Origin of the sequence: Ignatzschineria sp. F8392, assembly GCF_002252045.1 — a bacterium.
Lineage (GTDB): Bacteria > Pseudomonadota > Gammaproteobacteria > Cardiobacteriales > Wohlfahrtiimonadaceae > Ignatzschineria.
In genome coordinates, this window is sequence record NZ_NEFF01000001.1 from 603,225 (window position 1) to 630,097 (window position 26,873).

The 26,873-nt window shown below is 42.4% G+C and carries 21 protein-coding genes; 13 read left to right on the forward strand and 8 right to left on the reverse strand.

The window, feature by feature from the left end; genetic code table 11:
• Positions 1–166: 166 nt before the first annotated feature.
• Both B9T19_RS02575 and B9T19_RS02580 read right to left on the reverse strand, forming a co-directional pair.
• Positions 167–1,444 (reverse strand): 5-bromo-4-chloroindolyl phosphate hydrolysis family protein, encoded by a 1,278-nt coding sequence (locus B9T19_RS02575; protein WP_094567019.1) that lies wholly within the window; start codon positions 1,442–1,444, stop codon positions 167–169.
• Between the two features lie 155 nt (positions 1,445–1,599).
• Complete coding sequence (locus tag B9T19_RS02580; RefSeq protein ID WP_233146771.1) at positions 1,600–2,736, reverse strand: toxic anion resistance protein; 1,137 nt, start codon at positions 2,734–2,736, stop codon at positions 1,600–1,602.
• Between the two features lie 531 nt (positions 2,737–3,267).
• On the opposite strand from B9T19_RS02580, the gene B9T19_RS02585 reads away from it, so the two are divergent.
• From B9T19_RS02585 to B9T19_RS02595, 3 genes are all read left to right on the forward strand, one after another.
• Entirely contained in the window at positions 3,268–4,173 is a 906-nt protein-coding gene (locus B9T19_RS02585; RefSeq protein ID WP_094567020.1) for a glycerophosphodiester phosphodiesterase family protein, read from the forward strand.
• Between the two features lie 268 nt (positions 4,174–4,441).
• Positions 4,442–5,200: a hypothetical protein gene (locus tag B9T19_RS02590; RefSeq protein WP_094567021.1), complete on the forward strand. Its 759-nt coding sequence runs from the start codon at positions 4,442–4,444 to the stop codon at positions 5,198–5,200.
• Between the two features lie 14 nt (positions 5,201–5,214).
• Positions 5,215–5,595 carry a hypothetical protein gene (locus B9T19_RS02595; protein WP_094567022.1) on the forward strand — a complete coding sequence of 127 codons (381 nt, stop codon included), beginning with the start codon at positions 5,215–5,217 and terminating at the stop codon, positions 5,593–5,595.
• Between the two features lie 1,074 nt (positions 5,596–6,669).
• Here the strand turns inward: B9T19_RS02595 and B9T19_RS02600 are convergent.
• Positions 6,670–7,596: an Abi family protein gene (locus tag B9T19_RS02600; protein WP_094567023.1), complete on the reverse strand. Its 927-nt coding sequence runs from the start codon at positions 7,594–7,596 to the stop codon at positions 6,670–6,672.
• Positions 7,597–8,156: 560 nt separating this feature from the next.
• Here B9T19_RS02600 and B9T19_RS02605 point away from each other — a divergent pair.
• Positions 8,157–8,888, forward strand: a complete 732-nt coding sequence (locus tag B9T19_RS02605) for a M15 family metallopeptidase (protein ID WP_094567024.1) — start codon at positions 8,157–8,159, stop codon at positions 8,886–8,888.
• A gap of 175 nt (positions 8,889–9,063) precedes the next feature.
• Entirely contained in the window at positions 9,064–10,281 is a 1,218-nt protein-coding gene (locus B9T19_RS02610; protein WP_094567025.1) for a DUF819 domain-containing protein, read from the forward strand.
• A gap of 188 nt (positions 10,282–10,469) precedes the next feature.
• Here the strand turns inward: B9T19_RS02610 and lipA are convergent, their stop codons facing one another.
• Positions 10,470–11,408 (reverse strand): lipoyl synthase, encoded by a 939-nt coding sequence (gene lipA, locus B9T19_RS02615; protein WP_094567026.1) that lies wholly within the window; start codon positions 11,406–11,408, stop codon positions 10,470–10,472.
• A gap of 229 nt (positions 11,409–11,637) precedes the next feature.
• Here lipA and B9T19_RS02620 point away from each other — a divergent pair, with 229 nt between their 5' ends.
• The gene (locus B9T19_RS02620) at positions 11,638–11,871 is read left to right on the forward strand and encodes a DUF3079 domain-containing protein (RefSeq protein ID WP_094567027.1); all 234 of its coding nucleotides are present in this window, start codon (positions 11,638–11,640) and stop codon (positions 11,869–11,871) included.
• 4 nt (positions 11,872–11,875) lie between these two features.
• Here B9T19_RS02620 and B9T19_RS02625 read toward each other — a convergent pair whose 3' ends face one another.
• The gene (locus B9T19_RS02625; protein WP_158214337.1) at positions 11,876–12,919 is read right to left on the reverse strand and encodes a PfkB family carbohydrate kinase; all 1,044 of its coding nucleotides are present in this window, start codon (positions 12,917–12,919) and stop codon (positions 11,876–11,878) included.
• 730 nt (positions 12,920–13,649) lie between these two features.
• Between B9T19_RS02625 and B9T19_RS02630 the strand changes: the two genes are divergently transcribed.
• Both B9T19_RS02630 and B9T19_RS02635 read left to right on the forward strand, forming a co-directional pair.
• Entirely contained in the window at positions 13,650–14,168 is a 519-nt protein-coding gene (locus tag B9T19_RS02630; RefSeq protein ID WP_094567029.1) for an adenine phosphoribosyltransferase, read from the forward strand.
• A gap of 408 nt (positions 14,169–14,576) precedes the next feature.
• Positions 14,577–14,879, forward strand: a complete 303-nt coding sequence (locus B9T19_RS02635; RefSeq protein ID WP_094567030.1) for a DUF2335 domain-containing protein — start codon at positions 14,577–14,579, stop codon at positions 14,877–14,879.
• A 41-nt stretch (positions 14,880–14,920) separates the two neighbouring features.
• Here B9T19_RS02635 and B9T19_RS02640 read toward each other — a convergent pair whose 3' ends face one another.
• The 3 genes from B9T19_RS02640 to dnaE form a co-directional block, all read right to left on the reverse strand.
• On the reverse strand, positions 14,921–16,012 hold the full coding sequence (locus tag B9T19_RS02640; protein ID WP_094567031.1) for a Fic family protein: 1,092 nt from the start codon (positions 16,010–16,012) through the stop codon (positions 14,921–14,923).
• 237 nt (positions 16,013–16,249) lie between these two features.
• The gene (gene sfsA, locus B9T19_RS02645) at positions 16,250–16,957 is read right to left on the reverse strand and encodes a DNA/RNA nuclease SfsA (RefSeq protein WP_094567032.1); all 708 of its coding nucleotides are present in this window, start codon (positions 16,955–16,957) and stop codon (positions 16,250–16,252) included.
• A gap of 56 nt (positions 16,958–17,013) precedes the next feature.
• Complete coding sequence (gene dnaE / locus B9T19_RS02650; protein WP_094567033.1) at positions 17,014–20,505, reverse strand: DNA polymerase III subunit alpha; 3,492 nt, start codon at positions 20,503–20,505, stop codon at positions 17,014–17,016.
• 442 nt (positions 20,506–20,947) lie between these two features.
• Here dnaE and B9T19_RS02655 point away from each other — a divergent pair, with 442 nt between their 5' ends.
• The 5 genes from B9T19_RS02655 (at position 20,948) to B9T19_RS02675 (ending at position 26,845) form a co-directional block, all read left to right on the forward strand.
• The gene (locus B9T19_RS02655; RefSeq protein ID WP_158214338.1) at positions 20,948–22,282 is read left to right on the forward strand and encodes a capsular biosynthesis protein; all 1,335 of its coding nucleotides are present in this window, start codon (positions 20,948–20,950) and stop codon (positions 22,280–22,282) included.
• Between the two features lie 153 nt (positions 22,283–22,435).
• Entirely contained in the window at positions 22,436–23,551 is a 1,116-nt protein-coding gene (locus B9T19_RS02660) for a hypothetical protein (RefSeq protein ID WP_094567035.1), read from the forward strand.
• 175 nt (positions 23,552–23,726) lie between these two features.
• Positions 23,727–24,881, forward strand: coding sequence for a polysaccharide biosynthesis/export family protein (locus B9T19_RS02665; protein WP_233146772.1), 1,155 nt, complete (start codon positions 23,727–23,729; stop codon positions 24,879–24,881).
• 513 nt (positions 24,882–25,394) lie between these two features.
• Positions 25,395–26,189: an ABC transporter permease gene (locus tag B9T19_RS02670; protein WP_233146773.1), complete on the forward strand. Its 795-nt coding sequence runs from the start codon at positions 25,395–25,397 to the stop codon at positions 26,187–26,189.
• Positions 26,186–26,845: an ABC transporter ATP-binding protein gene (locus tag B9T19_RS02675; RefSeq protein WP_094567036.1), complete on the forward strand. Its 660-nt coding sequence runs from the start codon at positions 26,186–26,188 to the stop codon at positions 26,843–26,845. Before B9T19_RS02670 ends, B9T19_RS02675 begins: the two co-directional genes overlap by 4 nt.
• Positions 26,846–26,873 lie beyond the last annotated feature (28 nt).

Below are 26,873 nucleotides of genomic sequence, written 5' to 3' on the forward strand. Positions count from 1 at the left end.
GCTCTCTCTTTAGATCGATGTGATTGAGTTCTTTGTCGCTTATTTCTTTATCGCTTATCCATAGTTACGCCCCTTAGAAAGGGGCGTTTACATATCAGATTATAGCGATATTTGCGAGCATTCTGCTGCTTCAAGAGAGATATCGATAGATATCGATAGGATCTGATTAATGGCGATCAACCTCAAAACCTTGGCTTCGTAATAACTTATCAATCACCGTGGTATCAACTTTAAGATCATGGAGATCATTCTCGACCAACTCATCTGAAAGGGTGTCAAATGCCTGTTGTAAGGTCTGCATAGAGCGGAGAATCTCCTGGTGAAGTTCGATCTGCTTATCGCGTGAGGCATACTCCATGACGGTAAGATATTTCTGCAGATTCTCTTGAATCAGCGGAAGATAACGATTTAAGAAGCGGCCTCCCACTAAGACATCACGGGGATCTCGCTCCATCGCTTTAATGATTTTTGAGGCAGAATAGCCGATCTCGACCACTTGATCGGCAATATCGTGAGGAAGGCGGTCCACTAGCAACTCAATCTTTTCAAGAAGCTCAATATGTCGCCCAAAAAGTGCATATTTTGCTGCCTTTTCTGCCTCTAGCTTCTCCGCACGACGAAGGGCGGCAAGCTCTGCTTCGATCTCTCGCTCTGTTTCGATATAGGCTTGTTTTTCTCGCTCACTCATAAAGAGATAACTAAATTTACGGCGAATTTTTTTTGGTGCTAATAACCCAAAGAGTAGGGTTACCGCAAGTGCCGAAGAGGTTATTCCAGGAAAGATCGAGAATGCAGCAGCAGGATGATCTGCTAAACTCCCCGCTAAAAAGAGAAGCGCTAAAGGAATAGTGAACCAGAAAGCACGATTATTGATATCTCGATCACGAATGCCGGTAATTGCGGCAACAATACCCCCGATCAGAAGGGAGATCGGCCAGTAGCCACTTAAGATCATAATGATTGCGGCAATGATTCCCACACCTAATGCAAAACGATTTGGGCGGGAAGGGAAGAGCATAATTAGTCCAAGATAGCTACCGAGCAGACCAAATCCCGGGGTGATTCCATCACTTGAAGGGATAAAGATACGCGCAATCTCCACACCGATGCCGGCAATAAATGCTTTTGCATGATCAACTAGGCGATTAAAGGTCGCTTTAGCGCCTTCAATACCGCGGCTAAAAGCACTATTGAGGCTATTGAAGATCTCCTGATCATATGGAGCATTTTGATTTGTAGCGTGACGCTTCTCCTCCCTTCTGCTCTCTCGATAAGAGGGGGAGAGATCCATCGCTCGTTCTTGGGCGTAGCGAAATCGCTCTTTAAGAGAAGCCCCTTTGAGGGAGCTTCGTTCAGTTGCTGCTTTTTGTGCGGCACGACGTTCAAAGGGAAGCTCATTGGTACGCTCAGAACGAGAGTTATGTGACTGACGATATTGGCTCATAGAGGACTCATAGATACAAAATGGATCAGCTAAAAGTGATCACTCAAAAGAGATAGCTTTTAAGTGATCGCCTTTAAGTAATTGCTTTTTAAGTAATAAGTTGATGTGATGATCATCATCGATGATTGATGATTTATTGTCATCAGCTCTAGTGATTAGCTATTGTACTTATCGACAACAGAGCTAATACGCTCACGGAGATTCTCTTCCATCTGACCCAATTCCACCTCAACTTCTGCACGACGACGTCTCGCTTCTGTTGCGATCTTCATCGTCTCTTCAATCGTATCGACTAAGCGAGTTTGGACTTCACGGATTGTCTCAATATCAACAATTGAGCGCTCCACCTCTTTTGCTGTTGCAATGGAGTTTTGCTGTAATGCTGCCGCATTTTTACGAAGTAACTCATTAGTGGTATCGGAGACATCTTTCTGCAACTGTGCGGCACGACCTTGCTCATCGAGTGAGAGGGAGAGAACGATTTGACTCTTCCAGATCGGCAGCGTTGAAAGAATACTTCCTTGAATCTTCTCTGCAAGCTGTTGATTATTATTTTGAATAATCCGAATTTGGGGTGCTGTCTGCATGGAGATCGTTTTTGAGATCTCAAGATCGTGTAAACGGCGTTCAAAGCGGTTAAGGTTCTCCATAAGATCCTTCACTTTTTGCGCGTCTAAAAGATCTTTCGATTCATCCGCAACTTTTTGAAGTGCCGGTAGTTGAGTCTCCTTAATCTCTTTAACCTTCGCTTTTCCTGCTTCAACAAAGAGACTCACCTCTTTGTAGTAATCGAAGTTTTTAAGATAGAGCTGTTCGAGGCGTTCATTATCTCTTAAAAGCCCCACCATTGAGTTATCGAGATGACTTGCAATTGAATCGACTTGTGAGGTTAACGACATATGATCGATCTTCGCTTCCACCCCTTTTTTAAAGAGGGAGCCAATAATGGGTAATTTTGCAAGAAAGTTACCACTCTTCTCTTCAGCAGAGAGCGGATCATATTCACGAATCTTCATAATAAGGGAAGAGAGCTGATCACCAATAACGCCTGAATCTTTACCTTTTACCCGATCTAAAAGTGTATCGGCAAATTTAGCGATCTCTTCCATCGGCTTAACTCCGTAAGCCATCACTTCAGCGGGATTATCGATATTGATTGTCTCGGAAATAGCATTGATTCGAACAAGATCTTCCTTCTTCACCGGGAGTTCTTTCCCTTCATCAAATTCTGCCATCTCTGTTGGGGTAACGGTTTGTAATGCTTTCTCTTCCAATAATTTCTCTTCGCTCATGCTTGATCTCTCTTCTTAACGTTATCGTAATATTCCACCATTATAATGTTTTTTGACGGGATAATCCTCAATAATCTAGGTAATTTCCGATTTATGCTCGTTATATACTAATAGGAAAGTTCAGCGATCATAGCAGGGGATGTTTCAAGCTAACTCTTTAATGATAGTAACCTGCTTGATATGTGATTATATTGATGCAACTATATTAACTTAATCATATTAATCTAATCATATTAATCTAATCATATTCAGCTAATCATGTTTGGCTAATAATGTTTATACAACCATATTTATATAATGATAAATATTTAATTGTGTTCATTTAGGAGTGCTTACTTAATTATGATTTTCAATAGTAATTAATTGATTTTGTTGGTGTTAAGTGTCTTTTGTTATTGATAATCGATATTATTTAAATTAATTTAAAGAGAATCATAAAAAGTATTAAATAGTATTTTTCGATAGAAAGCGATCTAATAGAGATGGAGGCGAGAAATCACCTCTACTACCTACATTAAAGAGGACAATATTATGTCTTTATATCAAAAAGGACTTTCAACTGAACCTAAAGTGATCGCTCATCGGGGCGCCGGAAAGAGTGCGCCGGAGAATACATTAGTGGCATTTCGTCACGCCTTTCAAGAAGGATATCGCTACTTTACCTGTGATATTCGTTGCTCTGAGGATCGCGAACTCTTTCTCCTTCATGATGCTGATCTTGAGAGAACGACCAATGGTTATGGTAGAGCAGATGAGATGAGTTGGGATCTACTCTCAAAGTTAGAGGCAGGTTCTTACTATTCACCGCTCTATATGGGAGAATCGATCCCCCGTTTTGAGGCAGTTGTAAACTTTATTATTAGTAATTATTGCCGGCTCAATATTGAGGTGAAAAGTGGTGCGATAGATGATAAGGAATTAGGTCGAATAGTGGCTGAAAGACTCTATCGTAAGATTATTGATCGTCTTGATGCTTGTGTCGATATTCTCTTTGATGAGGATCTCGATCGACTCTTTGAGCGCCTCTTCAATGAGATGCTCGATGGACCGACCGATTACTGTATTAAAAATCAATTTCTCATCACCTCGAGCTCTCCCTTGATTTTAGAGGGTGCATTTGCCGCCCAACCTTGGATTCCACGAGGTTATATTGTCGATCCTGACGATGATCATTTTTTAGATAGAAAAGTGAATAGCGAAGTTGATAGAGACGTTGATAGAGAAGCGCTCTTATCATTACTCAAAAACTTAAAATGCAGTGCGCTTATTATCCCTAAGGAGTTTGTCACTCCCCAACTTGTCGAACGCTGCCGGCAGGAGAATTATCTTCTATTTGTGACAGTGGTTGATGAGATTATCGAGATTGATCAACTCCTCAAGATGGGAGTCGATAGCGTCATTACCGATAATATCGATGCAGCTGCTTGTTTTTCTTAATGGACGCTTTTTACAGAAGATGATAGTGGAAATACATTAAAGTGTAGCAATTGACTATAATAGTTAATGATTCAATCATGTTATATCTAATGTAGATATCTTATATTAGATATCTATATTAGGCGATAACTATTGGGTGCTTGCATTGCACAGCCTTATTAAATTTAGTTTAAATTAACGTTAATTCATTGTGGTTAAAGTCGGTTGATGCAATGTTAGTGCGCCTCATAAAATCTATTGATAGGGTTAAAAAGGAAGATTAGTTTTAATGTTATTACCCCAAAAGAACTCGGCAGAGTTAGCAAAGCTCTTTGCTCAAATGCTCGAAGAGGAGAACTATATAGAAGCGGAGACGCCTGAGGAGTTCGCTTATTATCTTGAAATTAATAAAATCCCGAAGAGAAGTATGGATGATCTGCAAGCTTGGGCATTTTATTATGCAGTAAAACGAGATTCTGAGCGGGCAATCGATTATTTTAAACGCTCTTTTTATTTTGAAGATCCTGAGTTTTGTAGTAATTATCTCTACTATTTGATTCTATTAAAAAAGTTTGATGCTTGTGAGGAAGCCTTAATGCGTGCTGTAGATAAATATCCCGTAAGTATAGCTTCAATCACTAAACTTCAGCTCTTTTTTGCAATTTTAAAAGGGGATGAGGAGGGTATCTTAGACGCTTTTGACAACCTCATAAAATTAAAAAATGAGGAGAGTGATTATTATCGCTTCTTAAAAGCACAATACCTTGCCTTTATGCAGAATATGCGCTTTTCAGGAGAGATGCTTCAATTAATTGGGAAGATCTATCAAGCCATTTGCCATCAATATTCTTTTATAACCTATCCTAAAATTACTTTTGAGGTTGATGAGGAACATGGTCTCAATGCTATTGTTTTTGCTCTGAAGTCAGAAAAAGATGTGATGCTTATCCCAGAGTTAAATGGAGAATTGGCAGATCGATTATCTCAGTTAGAACAACTTGATGGAAAGGTATTTACTGCAACATTTGATATGATTAGGAATCTTTAAATATCAGAGGAAATATGGCGGTTAAAAGTATTGATTTTTTGAATTTTGCTGAAGACCTGTTTAAGAGCGCAAGTCGAGAGATCGAATATCGAAATGTAGTATCTCGTTCATATTATTCTTCTTTACATTTGATCAATTCTTTTGTTCTCAATGCACCTAAAAAGCAACAGAATTTAATCAATTATCTTTGCGATACAAAAGAGCATCTCAATGAAAAAGTTGACTCAAAAACTTTGAGATCATTTGGATTGAGATTAGAGCAACAACGGAGAAATAGGGTTAAGGCAGATTATTATCTACATAGACATCTCTCCTCTTATGAGGCAAAAAATGCGCTTAAAGAGGCCAAGATATGTCGAGCTTTACTAGAAAAAGAGGAAGATAAGAATATTTAGTATTGAGATCTATTAATAATCTCGGTAATGCGCTTATTACTCTTATTTTTAAAAGTAATTTGTAAGATATTGTAAATCTCGTACTAATGTGTGTGGTACGGGATTTTTTATTTGATTTTTCAATAGGTAAGAGAATCAGCGGAAGGGCGGGAACCTACCATCTCGCTCTTATCACAACCTCATGCCCGCAGGTCGGCATCGATGATGCCAACTGCCGGCGCGTGTTTTTTGGAAGAGCGCTGTGGTGAGATCCGGCAGCGTTCAGCTCCTGTTTGTTAATATAGATTTTCTATATTCTCTAAGATGATTTTTGGAAGGGCGGGAACCAACCATTTTGTTCTTATCACAACTGCATGCCCGCAGATCGGCATCGATGATTCCGGGAAAATAATTAAAGATGATTTAAACGGCTCTTAAACAGTTCTTAAACAGCCGTTAAACAATATCTGCTGGTGATAGAGAGATCGCCCCTTGCCGGCGTGAAATTTATGGAAAAACGCGATAGTGAGAACCGGCAACTCAACAGCTTCTGTTTGTTAATATAGATTTCCTATATCCTTTAAGATGATTTTTGGAAGGGCGGGAACCAACCATTTTGTTCTTATAATAATCGCATGCTCGCAGATCGGCATCGATGATGCCCTCTGCCGGCGCGCAATTTCTGGAGGAGCGCGATAGTGAGGACCGGCAACTCAACAGCTTCTGTTTGTTAATATAGATTCTCTATATCCTCTAAGATGATTTTTGGAAGGGCGGGAGAGAATGATTTCGTTCTTTTCACTCCGGCATGCCCGCCAGATGGCATCTTTGATGCCGGGAAAATTTTTTCTTTAATAGCTATTTACCAGCTATTTATCGGTAATTGAGATTACCTTCTGACGGCGCAGAATTTATGGCAATATGCGATAGTAATAAGCGACAGCATTCAGCCTTTAAATTAAAATTAATCTTTCCATTCAATTTGACAAAAAAATCTTATCATCATAATATTATTGACAACAATCCCCTCAATCTCTGCCTAGTTACTAACTCTTTGAAGTTATTTAATCTAGGGTACACAGAGTTGAGGGCTTTTTATTTTTTACTCCATAATTCCCATGATTTTAAATCAATATCTTTGATTAGACCAAATTGGTTGAGAGAAATAGCTTTATTGGCTGGATGTGGGAATTCCTCAATAAGATCTATAAATCTTTTCCCCCATGTCGATCTGGGACAAATAGTATTGAGCATGCGTTTTATCAAACAAAAGTATAGAAACATATGATTAGGCGATAATTTTTGTAAGTTAGAATCGTTTAGTCCTTTTAAACTTACCCGGCTAATCGCATTTCTATTCCATAATCTTCCATGATGAGCAGAAATATTGCGAATAATATTAAAAGCATGCAATTGAGTTTCTAAATTTTTTCCTGATGGAAGTCGATATTTTCTAGCAATTTTATCTTTATCTTTCAGCTTCATTCCTGCATATAATTTTGAAAGTGATCCAAAATCCATTATCTCAGTAGCGACCCAAATAGGTAATCTACCGCCATAATATTGATTATGATGAGCTATAAACTCAAGTTTTTTTGATTGATTTAATAACTCTTCATATCTTGATAACCACTTTTCGTGTTGAAAAGATTTATCAAATTTTGCACTGTTAGTATGGGCTAGTGATTCCTTTTCACCTAATAAATAGGAAATGTCTACTCTTATTGCTATTTCAATTCTTTCTAATGCATCTAATGCCAATAATCTTAGACGCTTATCAAAAATATAAAGATCTAGAACATCTTGAAAATAACTATTGCTTATAAATTTATTCAAGAGTTTGCCCGTGGCTATTTTTTCTTTAAATGGATACCAATATCCACTCAGCCGATAGTATCCAATGCTCTCTAAATAGGGCAAAGCGAACTTTTTATTTTTGATTATAAGGCCTCTCTCTACTAGTAAATCTAGTTGATCCTCGAAACTTAACCATTTTTTAGGTGATCTATTAAAGGAATTCATTTGAAATATACTCTATTAACATCTTATTAAAGCCGCTTGAATATCTATAATTTCAAGAGCAATTGGGTATAGGACATAAATATAAAGAGCTAAATTGACTTCAATGATTATATTCTGCCATTTCCTTTTTTCAATTGATTTTCCCTTAATAAATGAATTGTTAATTCAACTAGTTATGTTTTTTTAGCTGTTTAAAAATAAAAAATCAGCGGGAGAAAATGATTTCGTTCTTTTCACTCCGGCATGCCCGCAGATCGGCATCGATGATGCCAACTGCCGGCGCGTGTTTTTTGGAAGAGCGCTGTGGTGAGATCCGGCAGCGTTCAGCTTATTTTGTTATAACCAATAAGAAAATTTTGTGAGCGGCGGGAATCTACTATTTCATTCTTATCACAACTGCATACCTGTAGGCCGGCATCCCATTTACTCTTAAGATCTATTACTCTTGGAGGATGGTCAATGTGATACAAATATAGATAGGGCGAGTGAAATAGGGTCAGTTGTTGCAATGACTATCATCGGTCCTATTGTTTAAAAAATAAAATCATGAAGGAGGGAATATGTTGGTGGATGATTGGCTCAAAACGCCGATTGTGAAAAATAGACTTGCATGGGAAAAGGTGGGGAAGGTGGATATTGATCTATCTCATCATCTCCATCAGGAGCCTCTTGCTCGAGTCGTTCCCACAGCGAGAATGAGGGTCTATAGCGCCTATTATCATGATGGAATCTCAGGCGCGTTGGAATCGATCTATCTTCGAGAATCCGTTTTAGAGCGGTTAGAGCAACTGGTCGATCGATTACCGGAGAATTTAGGGCTACTGCTTCTCGATGGTTGGCGTCCGGTAGCGGTACAAGAATCATTGCGTCACGATTTTCGTGAAGATCTCGAGCGATCTTATCCCGATTTTAATAAAGATCAGATCGAAGATCTATTGGATCAATTTGTTGCAAAGCCGAGTGCAGATCCTCTTGCACCAAGTCCGCATCTGACGGGAGGATCGATCGATTTAACCCTCTTTGATCTAACGACAGAGAGTGAGATCGATATGGGAACCTCTTTTGATGCGATGGAGGAAGCTTCCTGGAGTCACTATTTTGAGGAGAATACGACTGATGTGGAAGATAGAGATATTCGAGATTATCGAAGACTTTTAATCAATGGGATGACGGCGATGGGCTTTACAAATCTCCCCTCTGAATGGTGGCATTTCGATTTTGGCAATCAGCTCTGGGGATATTATCGAGGAAAGCAGGCTTTTTATGGTATTGCTTCTCTCTCGGCACAATGATAAATAATAGAGAAGATCTAGTAGAAAAGAGCTGTTAAAAGATTATTAAAAGACTATTAAAAGAGTAAGTAAAAAATTACTAGAAACCGCCCAAAAGCACTAATAACACTAAAAACAGATTTATCTAAAATATATTAAAAAAGATATTAAAAGAGATATTAAAAGAGGAGAGAGTATGGAGACCTTAATATCAGCCGATCAGACATGGCTACTATTGGCTTTTCTATTTGTTGTTGCTTCGGCATCTATTGTGATTGAGCAACGTTATAAGTGGTCTGCAAAAGTTCCCGGCGCGGTTATTGCGCTGATTATTGCAATCACATTTTCAAGTTTTAAAATTATTCCAACAGATGCGCCGGTCTATGACATGGTGTGGGGCTATGTTGTGCCGATTGCGATTCCGTTACTGCTCTTTCAGGTCAATGTGAAGAGTATCTTTACAGAGAGCCGTCGGCTACTCTTTATCTTTCTTTTAAGCGCTCTTGGGACAATGGTGGGCGCCTTTATCGCCTTCTTTATCTTTAAAGAGTGGATTCCTGAATTAGATAAAATTAGCGGTATGATGAGTGCCTCCTATATCGGCGGTGGTGTTAACTTTGCGGCAATGACGGCGAAATTAGATCCCTCTAAAGATATGGTGGCTTCTACCATTGTGGCGGATAATCTGATTATGGCGCTCTATTTTATCCTTCTTTTGAGCATTACCGCGATGAGTTGGTTCCGTAAGCGCTTTAAAACACCCTATATCGATGAAGTTGAGAAGAATTTAGATCAGCATCAAGATGAAAATCTCGCGGCGAGCTATTGGCAACCGCGTCATATCTCTTTAAAAGATATTGCGATTAATATGGGCGCATCTCTCTTGATTGTCGCGATCTCATTTACCCTTGCTGATTGGTTAAAGCCACTAAGAGGTATGGTAGATCATCTACTTTTAGAGATTTTAGTCAGCTTTATTACCGATCCTTACTTGATTCTCACAACTTTAACTTTTGTTGTGATCTTCCTCTTTCAAAAGCCTTTCCAGAAGTTAAATGGTAGCCAAGAGCTTGGGACCTATATGGTCTATCTCTTCTTTGTCGTGATCGGGATACCAGCATCCATTCCGATGATTATTCAAAATGCGCCGCTCTTACTTCTCTTTGTTGTACTCATTATGCTCGTCAATTTAGTTGTGAGCCTTGTTTTAGGGCGTCTCTTTAAATTTAGTTTAGAGGAGATTCTATTAGTCTGTAATGCCAATGTCGGCGGCCCAACAACCGCGGCGGCGATGGCGATTAGTAAGGGGTGGCGCACATTGGTGGGTCCCATTTTAGTAATCGGCACCGTCGGCTATGTGGTGGGAAATTATGCTGGGACGATTATCTATCTGATCACCACACGATTATTGTAGAGCGGTTTGCAGTCGAGTCGTAAAACTCTACTACTAGAGCCCAAATAGCTGAAAAGTGCGATAAAAAAGGCGTCTCCTCTGAGGCGCCTTTCTTGGTTTTAATATTTATTGTTATTGACCATTGGTTTATTGATGATCGTTTATCGCTGACCATTACTGTGATGATCATCGATCTGTTACGATCTTTTTTATGCCAATGTATTATCACCAGCATGGTAGCTTGAACGAACCATGGGGCCGATATGGGCAAGCTTAAAGCCTAAGCGATACGCTTCTTCTTCATATGCCTTAAAGGTTTGGGGCGTTACATAACGCTCTACGGCAAGATGCCCGCCGGAGGGTTGAAGATATTGGCCGATAGTGATCATCTCAATATCATGTTCACGCATATAGCGCATCACATCCATCATCTCTTCATCGGTCTCGCCGACCCCCACCATTAAGCCCGATTTAGTGGGAACATCAGGATTACGTGCTTTAAACTTCTTTAAGAGCATTAAGGAGTGATCATAATCGGCGCCGGGGCGAACCTGTTTATAGAGGCGAGGAACGGTCTCCATATTGTGATTGAGTACATCAGGTGGAGTTTCGCTTAAGATATTGATCGCCACATCCATTCTGCCACGAAAATCGGGAACTAAGATCTCGATTTTTGTATGGGGAGAGAGCGCACGAATCTCACGGATACAATCGGCAAAGTGGCCGGCACCGCCATCACGAAGATCATCGCGATCGACTGAGGTAATCACCACATAATCGAGTCCTAACATCTTCACTGTCTCCGCTAAGCGTTTGGGCTCTTCAGCATCGAGCGGATTAGGGCGACCATGGGCAACATCACAAAAGGGACAACGACGCGTACAGATATCCCCCATAATCATAAAGGTGGCAGTTCCTTGATTAAAGCACTCGCCAATATTGGGGCATGCCGCCTCTTCACAGACGGAGTGAAGCTTGTTATCGCGTAAGATCTTGGTAATTTCACTAAAGCGTTTACCACTAGGGATCTTTGCCCGAATCCAGTCGGGTTTAGGAATGCGCTCCTCTTTAGGAACGGCAACAACCTTAATCGGGATACGTGCGGTTTTGGCAGCTCCGCGTAGCTTTTCACCTTGTTCTAATTTCATTGTTATGGTCACTATTTCGCAGATTAAAAAAATCGATAAGAGACAGTATAACAGGGAAAAGGGTGAAGTTAAGAATTGATCTGGAGAATGATCGAGCAACTCTTTATCACTATTGGCTGGAGAGAAAAAGGGGTGTTGAGAGTAGGCGCTAAGTGGCTTTTATGGCATGATGAAAGAGAATCTTCCACGCTTAGCGAATAGATCAAATGCTATCAGAAGGAGTCTGAAGATGATAAAAGCGCACCGGAATGGGATCGGGAATGGGATCAAGAAAAAGCAACGTATCCCTAAAAACCCTAAACATCCAGAAAGAATCTGTTGGGGTTGTGAGCGTCTTTGTGCCGCAAATAAGATGTTTTGTGGTAATGGTAGTGAGCGTTCGCAACATCCCTGTGAGCTCTTTGGGGAGGATTGGTATCTCTCCTTAACAGAAGAAGAGCTCGCTGATATCGAATTGGTGTAAATGATCACCAAGCTTGGAAGGTTGTCAGTTTTTCTGAAAATTTATCCGGCAATGTGATAAACGCGCCTGATTGAGTACAGACATAGTGGCTTAAATGGTGTGCAAATTGATGTGCTTCCTGAAATGGTGCACCCTGATGAAGGGCGGTAATAAAGGCGGCAGAGAAGCTATCGCCGGCACCGATGGTATCTACGAGGGCGATCGATTTTCCTGAAAGGGCGGAGTAATCATGCGGGCTCATCACGATACTTCCTTCGGCGCCTAGTGTTAAGAGAATCGCATTGAGTTCAAATCGCTCGATCAGGTGGTAGAGCGTATCTCGAAGTGAGAGCGATTCTAGCTGATAGATCTTCTGTAGATAACGTAGCTCCATCTCATTCAGCTTAAGAAGATCTGCATAACGGAGGAGTTGATCGACGAGTGAAGCGGTATAGTAGGGCGTTCGGAGATTCAGGTCACAAAATCGCATTGTTTGTGGATGATGCTGCAAAATTGAGCGAAAGGTTTCAAAAGAGTCAGATTCAGCGGTGGGTTCCTTCTCACCCCTATTCTCACTTCCCCTCACACTTCCAGTTTTATCTCTATTATCACAATATTGCTGTGCTTCAAATCGTGCTTCAAATCGTGGGATGGCAGAGCGCATAGCGAGTGAGCCATAGGCGATGAGGGTTGCAGATTGCGCTTTTTCGAGGATCTCGTCACTCAGCGGAATCTGATCCCAGGCGGAGGGTGTGGCAAATTGGTAGTGGGGTTCATCCTCAATCAGGGTGATATCGACGCGACCGGTGGGAAGCTCATTTCTTGCGGCAATGACCGGAATCTTATTAGCGTTGAGCTGAGCTAATGCTGCATCTCCGAGAGAATCCTTACCGACGGCGGTGACCAGTGTTGCCGGGAATCCCAACTGATTGAGAAAGAAGCAGAGATTACTCGGCGCACCGCCTAAGATTCTCTTTTCTTCTGTTTGATTGCTCTCTTTTTGCGCCTCATCCTGAAAGCAATCCCAGAGTAATTCTCCGAAACAGAGCGCAGTGGCTTGATGATTCATATATCGTTCCCCTCTAAAGTATGCTTTTAAATGATGGCATTCCCAATAATGGGTCATCTTACCAATGAAGCGATAATTTTACGAGATCTGCTAAGAGAAGATTCCACAATGACGAAGTGCCACCTTGCCGGCGCGTAATTTGTGGAAGAACGCAATAGTGAGATCCGGCAACGCATCAGCTTCTGTTTGTTAATCTATATTTTCTATATCCTCTAAGATGATTTCTGGAAGGGCGGGAGAGAACGATTTCGTTCTTTTCACTCCTGCATGCCCGCAGGTCGGCATCCTTGATGCCAACTGCCGGCACGTAGTTTTTGGAAGAGCGTGATAGTAAGGACCGGCAACTCATCGACCTCTCTTATTACAGTGAATCAATTATTTTGCTGGTGATTGGGAATCGCCAACTGCCGGCGCGTAATTTGTGGAAGAACGCAATAGTAAGATCCGGCAACTCATCAGCTTCTGTTTGTTAATCTATATTCCCCAGATTATCCATATCTTCTAAGATGATTTTTGGAGGAGTTCTTTTTAGGGGAAAGAGGTCATTTTTATCGATCAGTGGTATAATTTCTCTCTATTATTTCACTCTCTCAGTAGTGGATTAAATTATCGAAGAGGTGATTTAATCGCTATTTAACAACGGCTTAAACTTTCATGAAATAGAGTTTAACCGATTGTTGATAGATACTTTGTAGATAGTTTATGATCATTTAGCGCATGAAGGACCGACATGGATTTAAAAAAGTATATTGCTCGTATCAAAGATTTCCCTGCAGAAGGTGTTGATTTTAAAGATGTGACGCCGCTACTCAATGATGTTGAAGCATATCGCTATACCGTTGAGGAGATGAGTCAGTTTGTCAAAGCCTGTGGAGCGACAGTGATTGTAGCGCCGGAAGCGCGAGGCTTTATCTTTGCAGCGCCAGTTGCCGTGATGACAGGAACACGCCTCGTTCTTGTGCGTAAGCCGGGGAAATTACCCCGTAAATGCCATAAGGTCGCCTACTCATTAGAGTATGGCAATAATACGCAAGAGATGCATGTCGGTGATGTTAAAGAGAATGATCGCGTTGTGATTATTGATGATGTACTCGCAACAGGCGGTACCATTAAGGCGATTATCGAGATGGTTACGCGGGAGAAAGCAACAGTAGAAGGGATCTGCTTCCTTGCTGATCTCACTTATCTCCATGAACCTGAAGTATTAGAAGGCTACAACGTGAAGAGCCTTCTTAGCTATGAGGATTAGTTCTCACTATATTGACTCAGAAAATTTTAATAATTTAATAATTACTAATAGACTATTTTATTCATGCACATATTCTAAAACTTAAAATGCGGTTTTAGGGGGGGGGATGTTTTACTTTAATATCTATTATCGATAATATGTCAGTGTGTTATGAGATATTTCTAAGTTAATATCTAAAATTTCAAAAGGAGGGAATTATGGCATATGTAAAAAGAGGATTTTCAGAATCCTTATTGCATTTATTCAATTTTTTCCCACTATCGTTGTATCAAGTCCAAAAAGTTATAAAGAAGCTTTAAGATCTGATGTAGAAAAATGTGGTGAGGATTTAAATAATTCTATCATTTGGTATACATCACAATTATCAGATGTTAAGAAGAAAGATTCAGTATAAGATTCGAATAAATAATGGAAGAGATTAAAGACAGTATTAGTTTGACTTCTGATGAGATTCTTGAAATGTCAGATCAAGATATAGAAGAGGCCATTCAAAAGAATCCTGAATTATTGAAGGATGCTGCTTTGGTTCAGCGGATGATGAAAAAATTTTCAGGTCCAATTCCGCATCCGGAGATACTTGAGGGTTATAATCAGATTTGTCCCGGCAGTGCCGAAAAAATTATCAATCACTTTGTGAAAGAACAAGATCACCGCAATCCCCTGAGATTTACCACTAAGCCCAGCTTAACTAGCTGGGCTTATTTTTTGTAATAAAAAACCGCAAACCGTGGGCTAATATTAGTGCTGAAACGCTATTTTCTGTTCAATATATCAATAAGATCATAATTGCGATAGATAATATTTCTTTTCTGATCATTGGGATAAACTATTTTTTGAGAGATGAAATATTTTAGCCATCTATTCGCTGTGGCATTAGTAATTCCTAATGCTTCTTCAATATTTTTAGCAGTAAATACAGGGTGAGAAAATGAGAAAATAAGTATTTTTTGCGCCGTAGAATTCGTACTAATTTTTTCATCTTTCCATAGGCTTGATAACAACTCTTGAACTTCTTCTGCCGTCTTAATATATTTTCGAGCTTGTGTATCAACACTGGTTAAAAAGAACTTTAACCATTCATACCACTCGGGTTCATCTTTTCTTAAATTATTCAAAAGCGTATAGTATTTAAATTTATTTCTTTCTAACTCTTCGCTCACAAAAATAATACTATTCCCACAAACTCTCTTCTTTAGAAGAAATAGAGTGATTAATAATCTCCCTACACGACCGTTTCCATCTAAAAATGGGTGAATACTTTCAAATTGAGCATGCATTATCCCAGCCATTATTAAGGGGTCAAATTCATCATTAGTTTCATTTAAAAAAACTTCTAAGTTACCCATTAAATCCATCACATTAGATGCGATTGGTGGAATATAAGATGCTCTACTCATATCTCCACCACCGATCCAGTTTTGAACCCTTCTAAACTCTCCTGGAGCACGACTTGCGCCCCTAGAGTTATTTAATATGATTTTATGCAGTTCCTTAATAAAGGAGATTGTAATAGGATGATCTTGATCTGTTATCTTTTGCACACCAAAATTTAAAGCATCTCGATAATTACGAACTTCCTGAACATCAACATTACCATCTTGATGCGTTGCCTCAACTTCCATAACTTCATCAAGAGTTGCCTGAGTCCCTTCAATTCTTGTCGATTGAACTGATTCTGCTAATGAAAAAACAGAAAACAAGTCGGTTGGAACAACTTGCTTTAATGCTTGTAGGGTATTTAAGCTGTTATGTGCTTTAACCACAATCTTCATCAGATCTAAATGCTCTTCGGCACTTAATGAGATTGGTAATTTTGGCAAATTAAAGGGGATCGCTTTTTTCATTTCATTCCATGCAGTTTATTATCTTAAGATGGTAATATATACCACATTACGTTAATTTAAACAAAAAATTAACGTAACGATTGGCATGATATTAAATTTGAAAATGTATTTTATTTAGTTTCAATGAAAAATTGTCATCTTGTAATGATTCTTAAAAATAGTGCTGATTGTCAGAATCGTTTTTTCGTAAGTACTTAATCTTATTTCCTATTAAAACTGAAATATAACTAGTAACCCCTAAAGAATCACCGGTAATGGATGGGTGATTCTGATCTCTTCTGGCGTGATCGTCGTCCCGTAGGCGATCACCTCAACGCCTGCGGCGACTGCTTCTCGCAGTAATTTGCCATAAGTGGGATCGATCTCATCAGCCGGACGAACCCCTTTGGCACCGGTGAGATTAACGCAGTAGAGTAAAATCGCTCGTGTACCACTTTTAGCGAGCGCTGTGAGCTCCCGAAGATGCTTCTGTCCACGTATTGTTACAGCATCGGGGAAGGCAGCAATATCACTCTCCTCAAAGCCGAGCGTTACGCTTTTCACCTCAATGTAGAGCTCTTCTCCATCGGTTTTGGTTAGACAGAAATCGATGCGGGAGTTTTCCGTACCATAACGCACCTCTCTTTTAAGCGTAGTGAAGGGGCCGATATCGATTAAGCCTTCAAGGAGCGCCTCTTCTACTAAACGATTTGCATAATGGGTATTGATATTGGCAAGTGCGCCAAAAGGGGTTGTGGTAATCACCCAACTTCCGGCAGTACTCCGCTTTGGATCAGTGGCAGGAAGATACCAAAGATCACTTCCCGGCAGTAAGCAATTTTTCATCGAACCTGTATTGGGGCAATGAAGGGTGATAATCTCGCCTGAATCGAGTTCAACTTCTGCCAAAAAACGCTTATAGCGCCGAATCAGACGCCCTTTTGCTAAAGGTGGGGTAAATTTCATTGTTCACTCTCAATTTTTTTAATAGATGTTTGCAACCTCTTTGAACGCTCCGTAGTTTAACGCTTCCGATAACCCACAGAGAGATCGATCTCATCATGATATTGCTGCTTTAAGCTCACAAGCAACTCATCATCGGCGATCACTTTCTCCTGCTGCATCTGTAACACACCGGCACTGCGGGGATTGTGGTATTTAAAGATCAGCTGTAAGCCCTTCTCATCATCACGATGTGGCATGAGCTTTTGGAAGATCTCCTGAACGGTTGTAAGGGAGAGGGGCCGGCGATTCTCGATAAGGATAAAGTGCCCGTGGCGCTCTCGAACCTGTTTTAAGGTCTGTAATTCACTTACCCGAAGTGTCATGCAGTTATTGAATGAATCCCAGCTATGGCTGCCGCGGATAAAGAGAATAGTGTCGGGTTCGATCTCTTCTCCCGCTTCATTGAGCGTTTCGATTGGCTCTTCAAAGAGTCTAAATTCAGCGCGTGCATGCCCATCATCGAGCACCACGAAAAACATCTTCTTGCCTGCTTTGCTGATGCGCGTGTAGAAGGCGGTGACAAGGCCGGCGACGATCACATTATCTTCATTGCGAGAGTGATATTGTGGCTCCGGCATCGCTTGTAGCGCCGTGAGCGTGGTATTGGCCACCTCTTTAATCTCCGCACGATATTGATCGATGGGATGCCCACTAAAGAAGAAGCCTAAGACCGATTTTTCCGCATGGAGGAGCGCTGTCTCTGTTAAGGGCATTGCGCTTTGGAGCTGATATTGGGGCTCATCGCTCGGCTCATCACTAAAGAGACCAAAGATATCGCCCTGGCCACTATTCTCATTTTTACGATTTTGATCAGCAAGGCGAATCGCCTCTTCCATCGTGGCAAGAAGTTGTGCACGATAGGCCGCTCGCTCTTGAATACTCTCTATCTCAGGATTGAGGCAGTCGAGTGCGCCGGCACGAATTAAAATATCGATCGCCCGTTTAGTGGTCTTTGAGAGATCGATTCTACGACAAAAATCGAAGAGATCGAGATAAGGACCATTCTCCTCCCGCTCCTCAATCAGCTGAAGTGCTGCCGCTTTCCCATACCCTTTGAGCGCGCCAAGACCATAGATAATCGCGCCTTCTCTATTGACGGTAAATTGATGATAGGAGTGATTGATGCTTGGGCGGATGATCGGAATCTTCATCGCCAAGACCTCTTCGATAATGATAATGATCTTATCGGTATGATCGAGGTCGGCAGAGAGTACTGCCGCCATAAATTCCGGTGGATAGTGCTGCTTAAGGTAGGCGGTCTGATAGGAGAGAAGGGCATAAGCGGCGGAGTGAGATTTGTTAAATCCGTAGCCGGCAAATTTCTCCATCAAATCGAAGAGACGACCTGCTTTTTCACTATCAAAACCGAGGGTTTCCGCCCCTTGCATAAAGAGAGCGCGTTGCTTCTCCATCTCTTCGGGAAGCTTTTTCCCCATCGCTCGGCGAAGAAGGTCCGCCCCCCCTAAGCTATAATTCCCGATAATCTGGGAGATCTGCATTACCTGCTCTTGGTAGACGATGACGCCGTAGGTGGGCTTTAAGACCGGTTCGAGCTCAGGGAAGGGGTAGATCACCTCTTCACGCCCATGTTTACGGTTGATAAAGTCCTCTACCATCCCCGATTCTAGCGGCCCAGGGCGAAAGAGCGCCACAAGTGCGACAATATCTTCAAAGTTATCGGGCTGTAATCGGCGGAGAAGATCCTTCATCCCGCGTGATTCAAGTTGGAAGACAGAGGTGGTTTGGCACGCCTTTAAGAGCTCAAAGGTGGGTTTATCATCGAGCGGTAAATCGTGCAGATCGATCGTCTCACCGCGATTATACGCAATATTCTTAATGGCCCAATCGATAATTGTCAGCGTGCGAAGCCCAAGAAAGTCAAATTTCACCAATCCTGCGGCTTCAATATCATCCTTATCATATTGGGTGACAAGCGCCGTGGAGCCCTCCTCACAGTAGAGCGGGGAGAAGTCGGTCAGTTTAGTCGGCGCAATGACAACACCGCCGGCATGGCGCCCCACCGATTTCGCTAAACCTTCGAGCTGTTTTGCCAGATCGATCAGAATCTTCACCTCTTCATCTTGATGGTAGAGATCATGAAGCTCCGGCTCCTGCATCATCGCTTTTTCGAGGGTAATACCAATATCCATCGGAATCAGTTTCGCAATCCGATCGACAAAACCGTAAGGATGCCCCAATGCGCGGCCAACATCACGAATCACCGCTTTTGCCGCCATCGTTCCATGGGTGGCGATCTGTGAGACCGCCTCCCGGCCATAGCGATTCGCAACATACTCAATCACGCGGTCACGCCCTTCCATACAGAAGTCGATATCGAAGTCCGGCATCGAGACCCGTTCGGGGTTTAAGAAGCGTTCAAAGAGGAGGTCATAGGGAAGGGGGTCAAGATCGGTAATCTTCAATGCCCAGGCAACCAGAGAGCCGGCTCCTGATCCGCGCCCGGGTCCCACGGGAATTTGATGATCTTTCGCCCATTGAATAAAGTCAGCAACGATGAGGAAGTAGCCGGGGAACCCCATATTGTTGATCACATTGAGCTCAATATCGAGCCGCTCCCAGTAGTGTTGATTTGCTTCGCTCTGTTTGCCAATTCGCTCCTCTAAACCGCGATAGGACTCCGCCTTAAAATACTCCTCAATCGTCATCCCTTCCGGAATCGGGAAGGCCGGCAATTGTGGTTTATGGAGTGTTAAGGTGACATTACAGCGTTTGACAAGCTCGATACTATTTTCGATCGCATCGGGGAAGTCGGCAAAGAGCGCCTCCATCTCCTCAATGGAGCGAAGATACTGTTTAGGGGAGTAGTTCCGCGGACGATTGGGATCGAGCATTGAATAGCCCGATTGAATCGCGACACGAACCTCATGCGCTTCAAACTCATCTTCTTGCATAAAGCGGACATCATTGAGCGCAATAAGTGGGAGATGATGCGCCTCAGCAAAGGGCGCTGCCATCTGGATAAAGCGCTCATCATCTTGCTGCTCAAGGCGTTTGATACCGATATAGAGACGATCTTCTAAAAAAGCGGGATAGACACTCTGCAAAAAGCGTTCAGCCGCGGGAGCACCTTGATTGAGCAACTTCTGCCCAAAATGGCTCTCTTTGGCCATAATCACAATCAGACCTGCTTGATACTCCATCAGTTTCTCATGGGTAATATAGGGGACCCCCCGAATCTGATGGTAGCGATAGCCGTAGCTTAAAAGCTCTGCTAAATTGAGGTATCCTTGATAATCTTGGGCAATCAAGGTGATACGACCGACACTACTTTCTTCATCAATCACTAAGCAATCTGCCCCAAAGATCGGTTTAATCCCCGACTTGAGCGCTGTTTCATAAAACTTAATGGCGGCAAATTCATTTCCAAGATCGGTCAGTGCTGCGGCACGCATCCCCATCTCCTTGAGCTTGGCAAAGAACGGCTTAATCCGAATTAAGCCATCAACCATCGAGAATTCTGTATGAAGATTAAAGTGGGTAAAGGTCATAAATATCTGCTTCACTAATTTGCAAAAAGAGTAGGGAAAAATGATACCACATTCATACACTTTGAGCGGGATCGATGCTGCTCATTCGATCAAATCAAACGGTCGCTCTCAATAACCTGCGGAAACAACTTCAAAGATAATCGCGTTAAAGATATCTGATGATTATTCAATAATTATCATATAATAAGGAATTTATTTTGGTGTTCGTTTTCGATTGATGTATGATACGGGCGCCTATTGTTAGAGCAACTAATAGAGCAACTAATAGCTCAATGATAGAGCCTCGATCGCCCAGTGATAGCGTCATTGATAGCGTCATTGATAACGCCATTGATAGCACTATTGGGTAGGCAGAATGAGCAGATAAAATCTATCGGTGATAGAGCGAATATAAAATATGAAATATCTCCACGGTAGATGGAGGGGCAGAGAAGGATTGTTTGTGGTCGCAGAGAGAGAACAGCAGGGCAGTCAGCCGATTGAGATCAGACACTACTGGGATGAGTTCCTAGCGGGGAGTGAGCGTATTCTCTTTCTCCAGGGACCGATCGGGCCCTATTTCTTCCATCTTGCGACACATCTAGAGCAGGCGGGCGGAAAGCGCTGCTATAAGATCAATTTTAATGGTGGCGATCTCTACTACTATCCGCTCAAAAATAGGAGAAAGGGTGCAACTTGGAACTATAGCGGTAGCGTCTCCCAATTTAAAGAATCACTTAAAGCGCACTTGATAGACGAGAAGATCGATACCGTTGTCTGTTTTGGCGATGAGCGCATCTATCACCAAATTGCGCGAGATCTTGTGCATGAGCTCAATCAAGAAGGAATTACACCTGCGCTCACTTTTTGGGCGTTTGAAGAGGGTTATCTGCGGCCGCACTATATCACCTTTGAAAAGTGGGGCGTCAATTACAATAGCCGTATTAATCGTAATACCGAGAGCTACCGACAATTTACCGACTTTACCGAAGTAGATGATCTTGAAAAGGATCTTAATAAAGGGGTCGTCCCCGTTGCCGCCGGCTTTTGGCGCCGAGCAAAGATCGCAATGCGCTACTATAAAGCGATGCGTGATCAGCGGCGACAATTTCCCCACTATCGCCACCATCGAGAGACGCGATTGCATGTCTACGCCTATGCCTGGCTCCTTGCCGGCTGGCGAAACTTGCGTTATCGGCGACGTGATCATCAGATAGCTAAAGCGATGGAAGAGGGGCGCTATGGCGATTTCTTTCTCTTCCCCTTGCAGGTGCATAATGATAGCCAGATTATCCAACATGGGCGGGGAAAGCGGGTGCCTGAATATATTCGGCAAGTGATCGCCTCCTTTGGGCAATATGCAAAGCCAGAGGATCGCTTAGTGATTAAACATCATCCGATGGATCGGGGGTTTAATCATTATGGTGCGCTGATTGAGCGCCTTGCAAAGCGCTATAAGGTGGAAGATCGGGTCGATTATCTCTTTGAGATCCCGATGCCTATTCTCCTTCGAGCGACAAAAGGGGTTGTGGTGGTCAATAGTACCAGTGGGCTTTCTGCATTGATCCATAATCTTCCCGTCAAGGTGATTGGTGATGCGCATTACGATAATCCTTATTTAACGAATCAATGTTCATTAGGTGCTTTTTGGCAACAGTGTCGGGCACCGAATAGCCAATATGTGAAACGTTATCTCTACGCTTTAAAGTTTAAGAGTCAGATGAATGGGAGTTTCTATTATGAGGAGCAATTAATGATGCCGGCGGTAAAATTTTCCGACTCCGACTCTAAATTTTGATACTATCTATGAACGATTTTGTCAGAAGCATCGTCTGCTTTTTTGGCAAAAAAGCGGTAGAGGTCAAGAGATCATCAAGAGATCATGTTAAAAACCAAGATCGAATCGCTATCTCCTTAACCGGAAGAGCCTCTTTATAAAGTATGTCAAAGTATGTCTAAAAAAATAAAATCGATTTTAAGTAACAAACTTTTTGTCGCGATTGTGATCGCGCCCTTTCTTATCTCGCTACTCTACTTAACGATTTTAGCGGCGAATCGCTATGTCAGCTCGGCGCAGATTGTTGTACGCCAACAAGAGAGTGGGCAACAGGCGGGGCTTCCCGGGCTTGCGATGTTGATGGGGGCGGTAGATCCCGTCTCGCGGGAAGATACGCTCTATCTGAAAGAGTATATTGTCTCGCATGATATGTTGCGGATACTCGATGAGAAGCTCAATTGGAGTGAGCATTATGCCGGCAGATGGTACGATCCGCTCTACGATATCGCGATCGATGCCCCCTTAGAGGATAAGCTAAAATTTTATCAGCGGATGGTAAGCACCCATTATGATGAGACAACGGGGCTTTTGCAGGTGGAAGTGGCCGCTTTTGCCCCCGATTATGCGAAACGCGTTTTAGAAGAGATCATGGTGCAAAGTGAGATCTTTGTGAACAATATCACCCGCTCCATGGCGGACGAACAGCTCGCCTTTGCCCAAAGGGAGCTCGGCGCTGCGACCGATCGTTATGAGAATAAGCAGGCAGAATTGGTCGCCTTCCAGAATCAATACAATATCTTTAATGCCGAAGTGACGGCAGAATCGCTGACACAAATTGTGGCGAGCTTAGAATCTGCCATCGTCACAGAAAAGGCGCGTCTTAATGGTTTAAAATCGCGCCTCTCTCACAATGCGCCGCAGATTAAAGCGCAAGAGAATAAGATCAATGCGCTTATCAAGCAGCTTGAAGCAGAGCAGCGCAAAATTACCACAAGTGAGATTACCGAAGATGATCTTCTCAATACCATCGCCTTTGAGTATCGCCGGCTACAGGTCGATCTCTTAGTGGCAGAGGAGTTCTATAAAACGAGCTTAGCGGTGGTCGAGAATGCGAAACTAGAGACGATTAAAAATATCCGCAGCCTGATCGCTGTGGTAAAACCCAATTTACCGGAAGAGGCGAGTTATCCGCGCCGAATCTATAATTTAATGACCATTTTAATTGTGTTACTCCTACTCTATGGCGTTAGCCGTTTTGTAATCGCTTCGATCAATGATCATCGTGAATAGCGATCGCGCTTAAAATCAAGATCCAACGGGAAGATCTCATTGGAAGAGGCGATGGGAAGATGTGATCACCGTAGTGAAAAGCGCGCTAGCAATTGCACATGGGACTAGAACGGATGAGCCGAAGTTGAGAGTAACCCTAATCAATAAGATCCTAACGACACACTGAGGTTGTTTAATGATGAATATGATAAAAGATCAACCGATACGCCAACTATTGCGTATCTCCACCATTGTGATGCCGCTCCTGCTTGCCGGCTGTTCCGGCGTGATCTCTGCATCAGGGCCGGGCGCCTCCTCCATTATCAATCAACAAGATCAGATGACGGAAGAGGGGCCAAAAATTGTGGGCGGTTATGAGTTTATTGAGCTCAAGCCGGCCACCATCGCCCAATATATGCGCCCAAAGAGCACAAAGCTCAATACCGCCATTAGTAAACCCACCGTTCCCGATCTTCGTTTAACACCGGGGGATGTGATCAGTGTCATGATCTCCGATAGTGCCGAAGATGGCGCGCTCTTTGCGCCACTCTCTGCCGGCGGCACCACCTTCAATAAGGTGCGCTTAAGCCGAAATGGCACTATCTCCCTCCCTTATGTCGGTATTGTGAATCTCAATGGTTTAACAACAACTCAGGCAGAAGCAAAAATTCAAGAGCAATTGAAGAAGTTTGTCACCGACCCACAAGTCTTCCTCAATATTACTGGGGATCTTGGCGGTTCTGTTCTGGTGGCGGGGGATGTTAATAAACCTGGGCGCTTCTCGACATTAGAAGGGCCTTTGACGATTCTTGATGCCGTCAATCTTGCCGGCGGACCCAAATCAGAACCCTATCTTGTGGATGTGGTGATTCGTAATGGCCGTAATGTGACCCGTTATAACTATGCCGATCTCTTAAATGGGCTCAATCATCCGATTGCCGCTAATAGTGAAGTGGTGGTCGAACGTGCTAAGCAACGCTTTGTGGCGATGGGTGCGGTGAATAAGCCAGGGCTTCATGATTTCCCCTCACGCAATCCGAGCCTGCTCGATGTCTTAGGGACAATCGGCGGCTTGAGCGATCAAAAGGCCAATGCCACCGGCGTCTTTATCTTTAGGCTATCGGACGGCACCACCTTTGATGCCGCAACCAATACCATCACGGCTAAAGAGAAACCGCGCGTCTTCCAACTCAATATGAAAGACCCCACCTCGCTCTTTGTTGCGCAACAATTTTTAGTACAACCAGAAGATGCGATCTATGTCACTAACGCAGGAACCTATGAATTCCAGAAGTTAATCGCCCCGATCTTTCAGGTCTTGCTCTTAGGGAATAGTGTCAATAATCTCTAATCATATCTCTGATCATCGCGAGTGAGCGCTAGTAGCACTTTCTCTGTTGAGGTTTTTTAAAGTCACCCGCAAGCCAACACGCATAAAGAAGAACGATTGAGCGATAGCATTAACTAACCCTATCGCTCTTTTTATTGGGCTTTAATAAAAATACGATTTTTGAATACGGTTTTGAATACGGTTTTGAATGCGATTTTGAATATAGATTTATAAAGTTTTACTTTATATAGGTTTTTATAGAGGTCTTTAATATTATTTAATAGGCGCATAAGATCATGTTGGTATCAGAAGCCATCATTCGTTATAAGTGACTATAAAGATCAAGCTTCTTGATAATTATCGATTAATAAGTTGATTCATTTGTAGTACAATGTTGCGATTATATTCCCCGCGTTATAGATGCGGGATAAATTAAGGCGCCTATATCACAAGCGGCGGTTTAATTTGGATCGGTATATTTTTATAATTATAAAATCCAATGTAATGGATTGAGAGATCAGATAAGAGGAGAAGATGAGTTCCATATCCCGAAGAAGTCCTTGGCAAATCATGCAAGATGTCCTCTTTGCTCTCGTGCTGCGCGAATATCTCACCCGCTTTGGGAGTCGCCGAATGGGCGCTTTCTGGATGCTCTTTGAGCCGATGGCTCATATGGGAGTGATGATCTTCATCTTCACCGTCATTCGTGCACGCTCCGTCCCTGGGATGGATTACCCCATGTTCTTCTTAACCGGGATGCTCCCCTTCTTCCTGATGCGCAATATCATCTTTAAATTGATGGATGCCATTGGTGCTAACCGAGCGCTCTTTGCTTACCCTAATATCAAAATTTTTGATACCTATGTTGCTCGGGTTCTTGTAGAGCTTTCACTTTCAAGTATGATTTACGGGATTTTTATTTTTATTTTTGGTTTTTGGGTTGGTTACGATGTTGCTGTCGCTTATCCGCTAGAATGGCTCTACTCCCTCTTGATCGGCATTCTCTTTGCTTTTGGCTTGGGGATTATATTTTCTGTTGTAACTATCGTTCTTCCAAATGCAAAGAGCTTTATTCGTATCATGTTTTTGCCGATCTATTTGATTTCTGGTGTTATATTCCCATTGTGGATTATTCCTCAGCAGTATCTCCCTTGGATATTATGGAATCCATTTGCGCATATAATCAGTAATATTCGTGAATCTGTATTTGTAACTTACCCAGTGATCCCAGGTGTTAGCCAAAGCTATCCCTTCATCTGTACAGTTATTGTTCTTTTTGTGGGGTTAGGGCTCTATCGTATTCGCCGGCAGAGGTTGTTAGTGAAATGATCAAGATCGAGAATCTCACCAAATCCTACCTGCATCATAAAGCGGGGCGCAAATATGTCTTTAAGGATCTCTCCTTTACCATCCCCAGTGATAAAAATGTCGCCATTATTGGGCGTAATGGGGCGGGGAAATCCACATTGATGAATTTGCTTGCCAAAGTAGACTCCCCCGATAGCGGGCGGATTATTACCGATAAAACAATTTCCTGGCCTGTGGGCTTATCCGGTGGCTTCCAGGGTTCTCTTTCCGCGCGGGAAAACGTTAAATTTATCGCTCGCACCCAAGGCTTTCGTGGGAAGGATCTCTATGAAAAGGTCGCCTTTGTAGAAGAGTTCGCCGAAATTGGCGATTACTTCGATCTCCCCACCAAAACCTACTCATCCGGGATGAAGGGGCGTGTCGCCTTTGGCCTCAGCCTCGCCTTCGATTTTGATTACTACATCGTCGATGAGGCGATGTCAGTGGGCGATGCTCATTTTAAAAAGAAGGCAAGCCAAGCTTTTAAAGATAAAGTGGGGAAAGCCAATATTATTCTGGTGACCCATGGAATGAGCCAGATTAGAAAAATGTGTGATATTGTCATAGTCCTGAATAATGGGGAAGCTAAAATTTATGATGATATTGAAGAGGGTATTAAAATTTATCAAAATCTATAATCCTATTGGGAGTATAGGTTTTTTATTA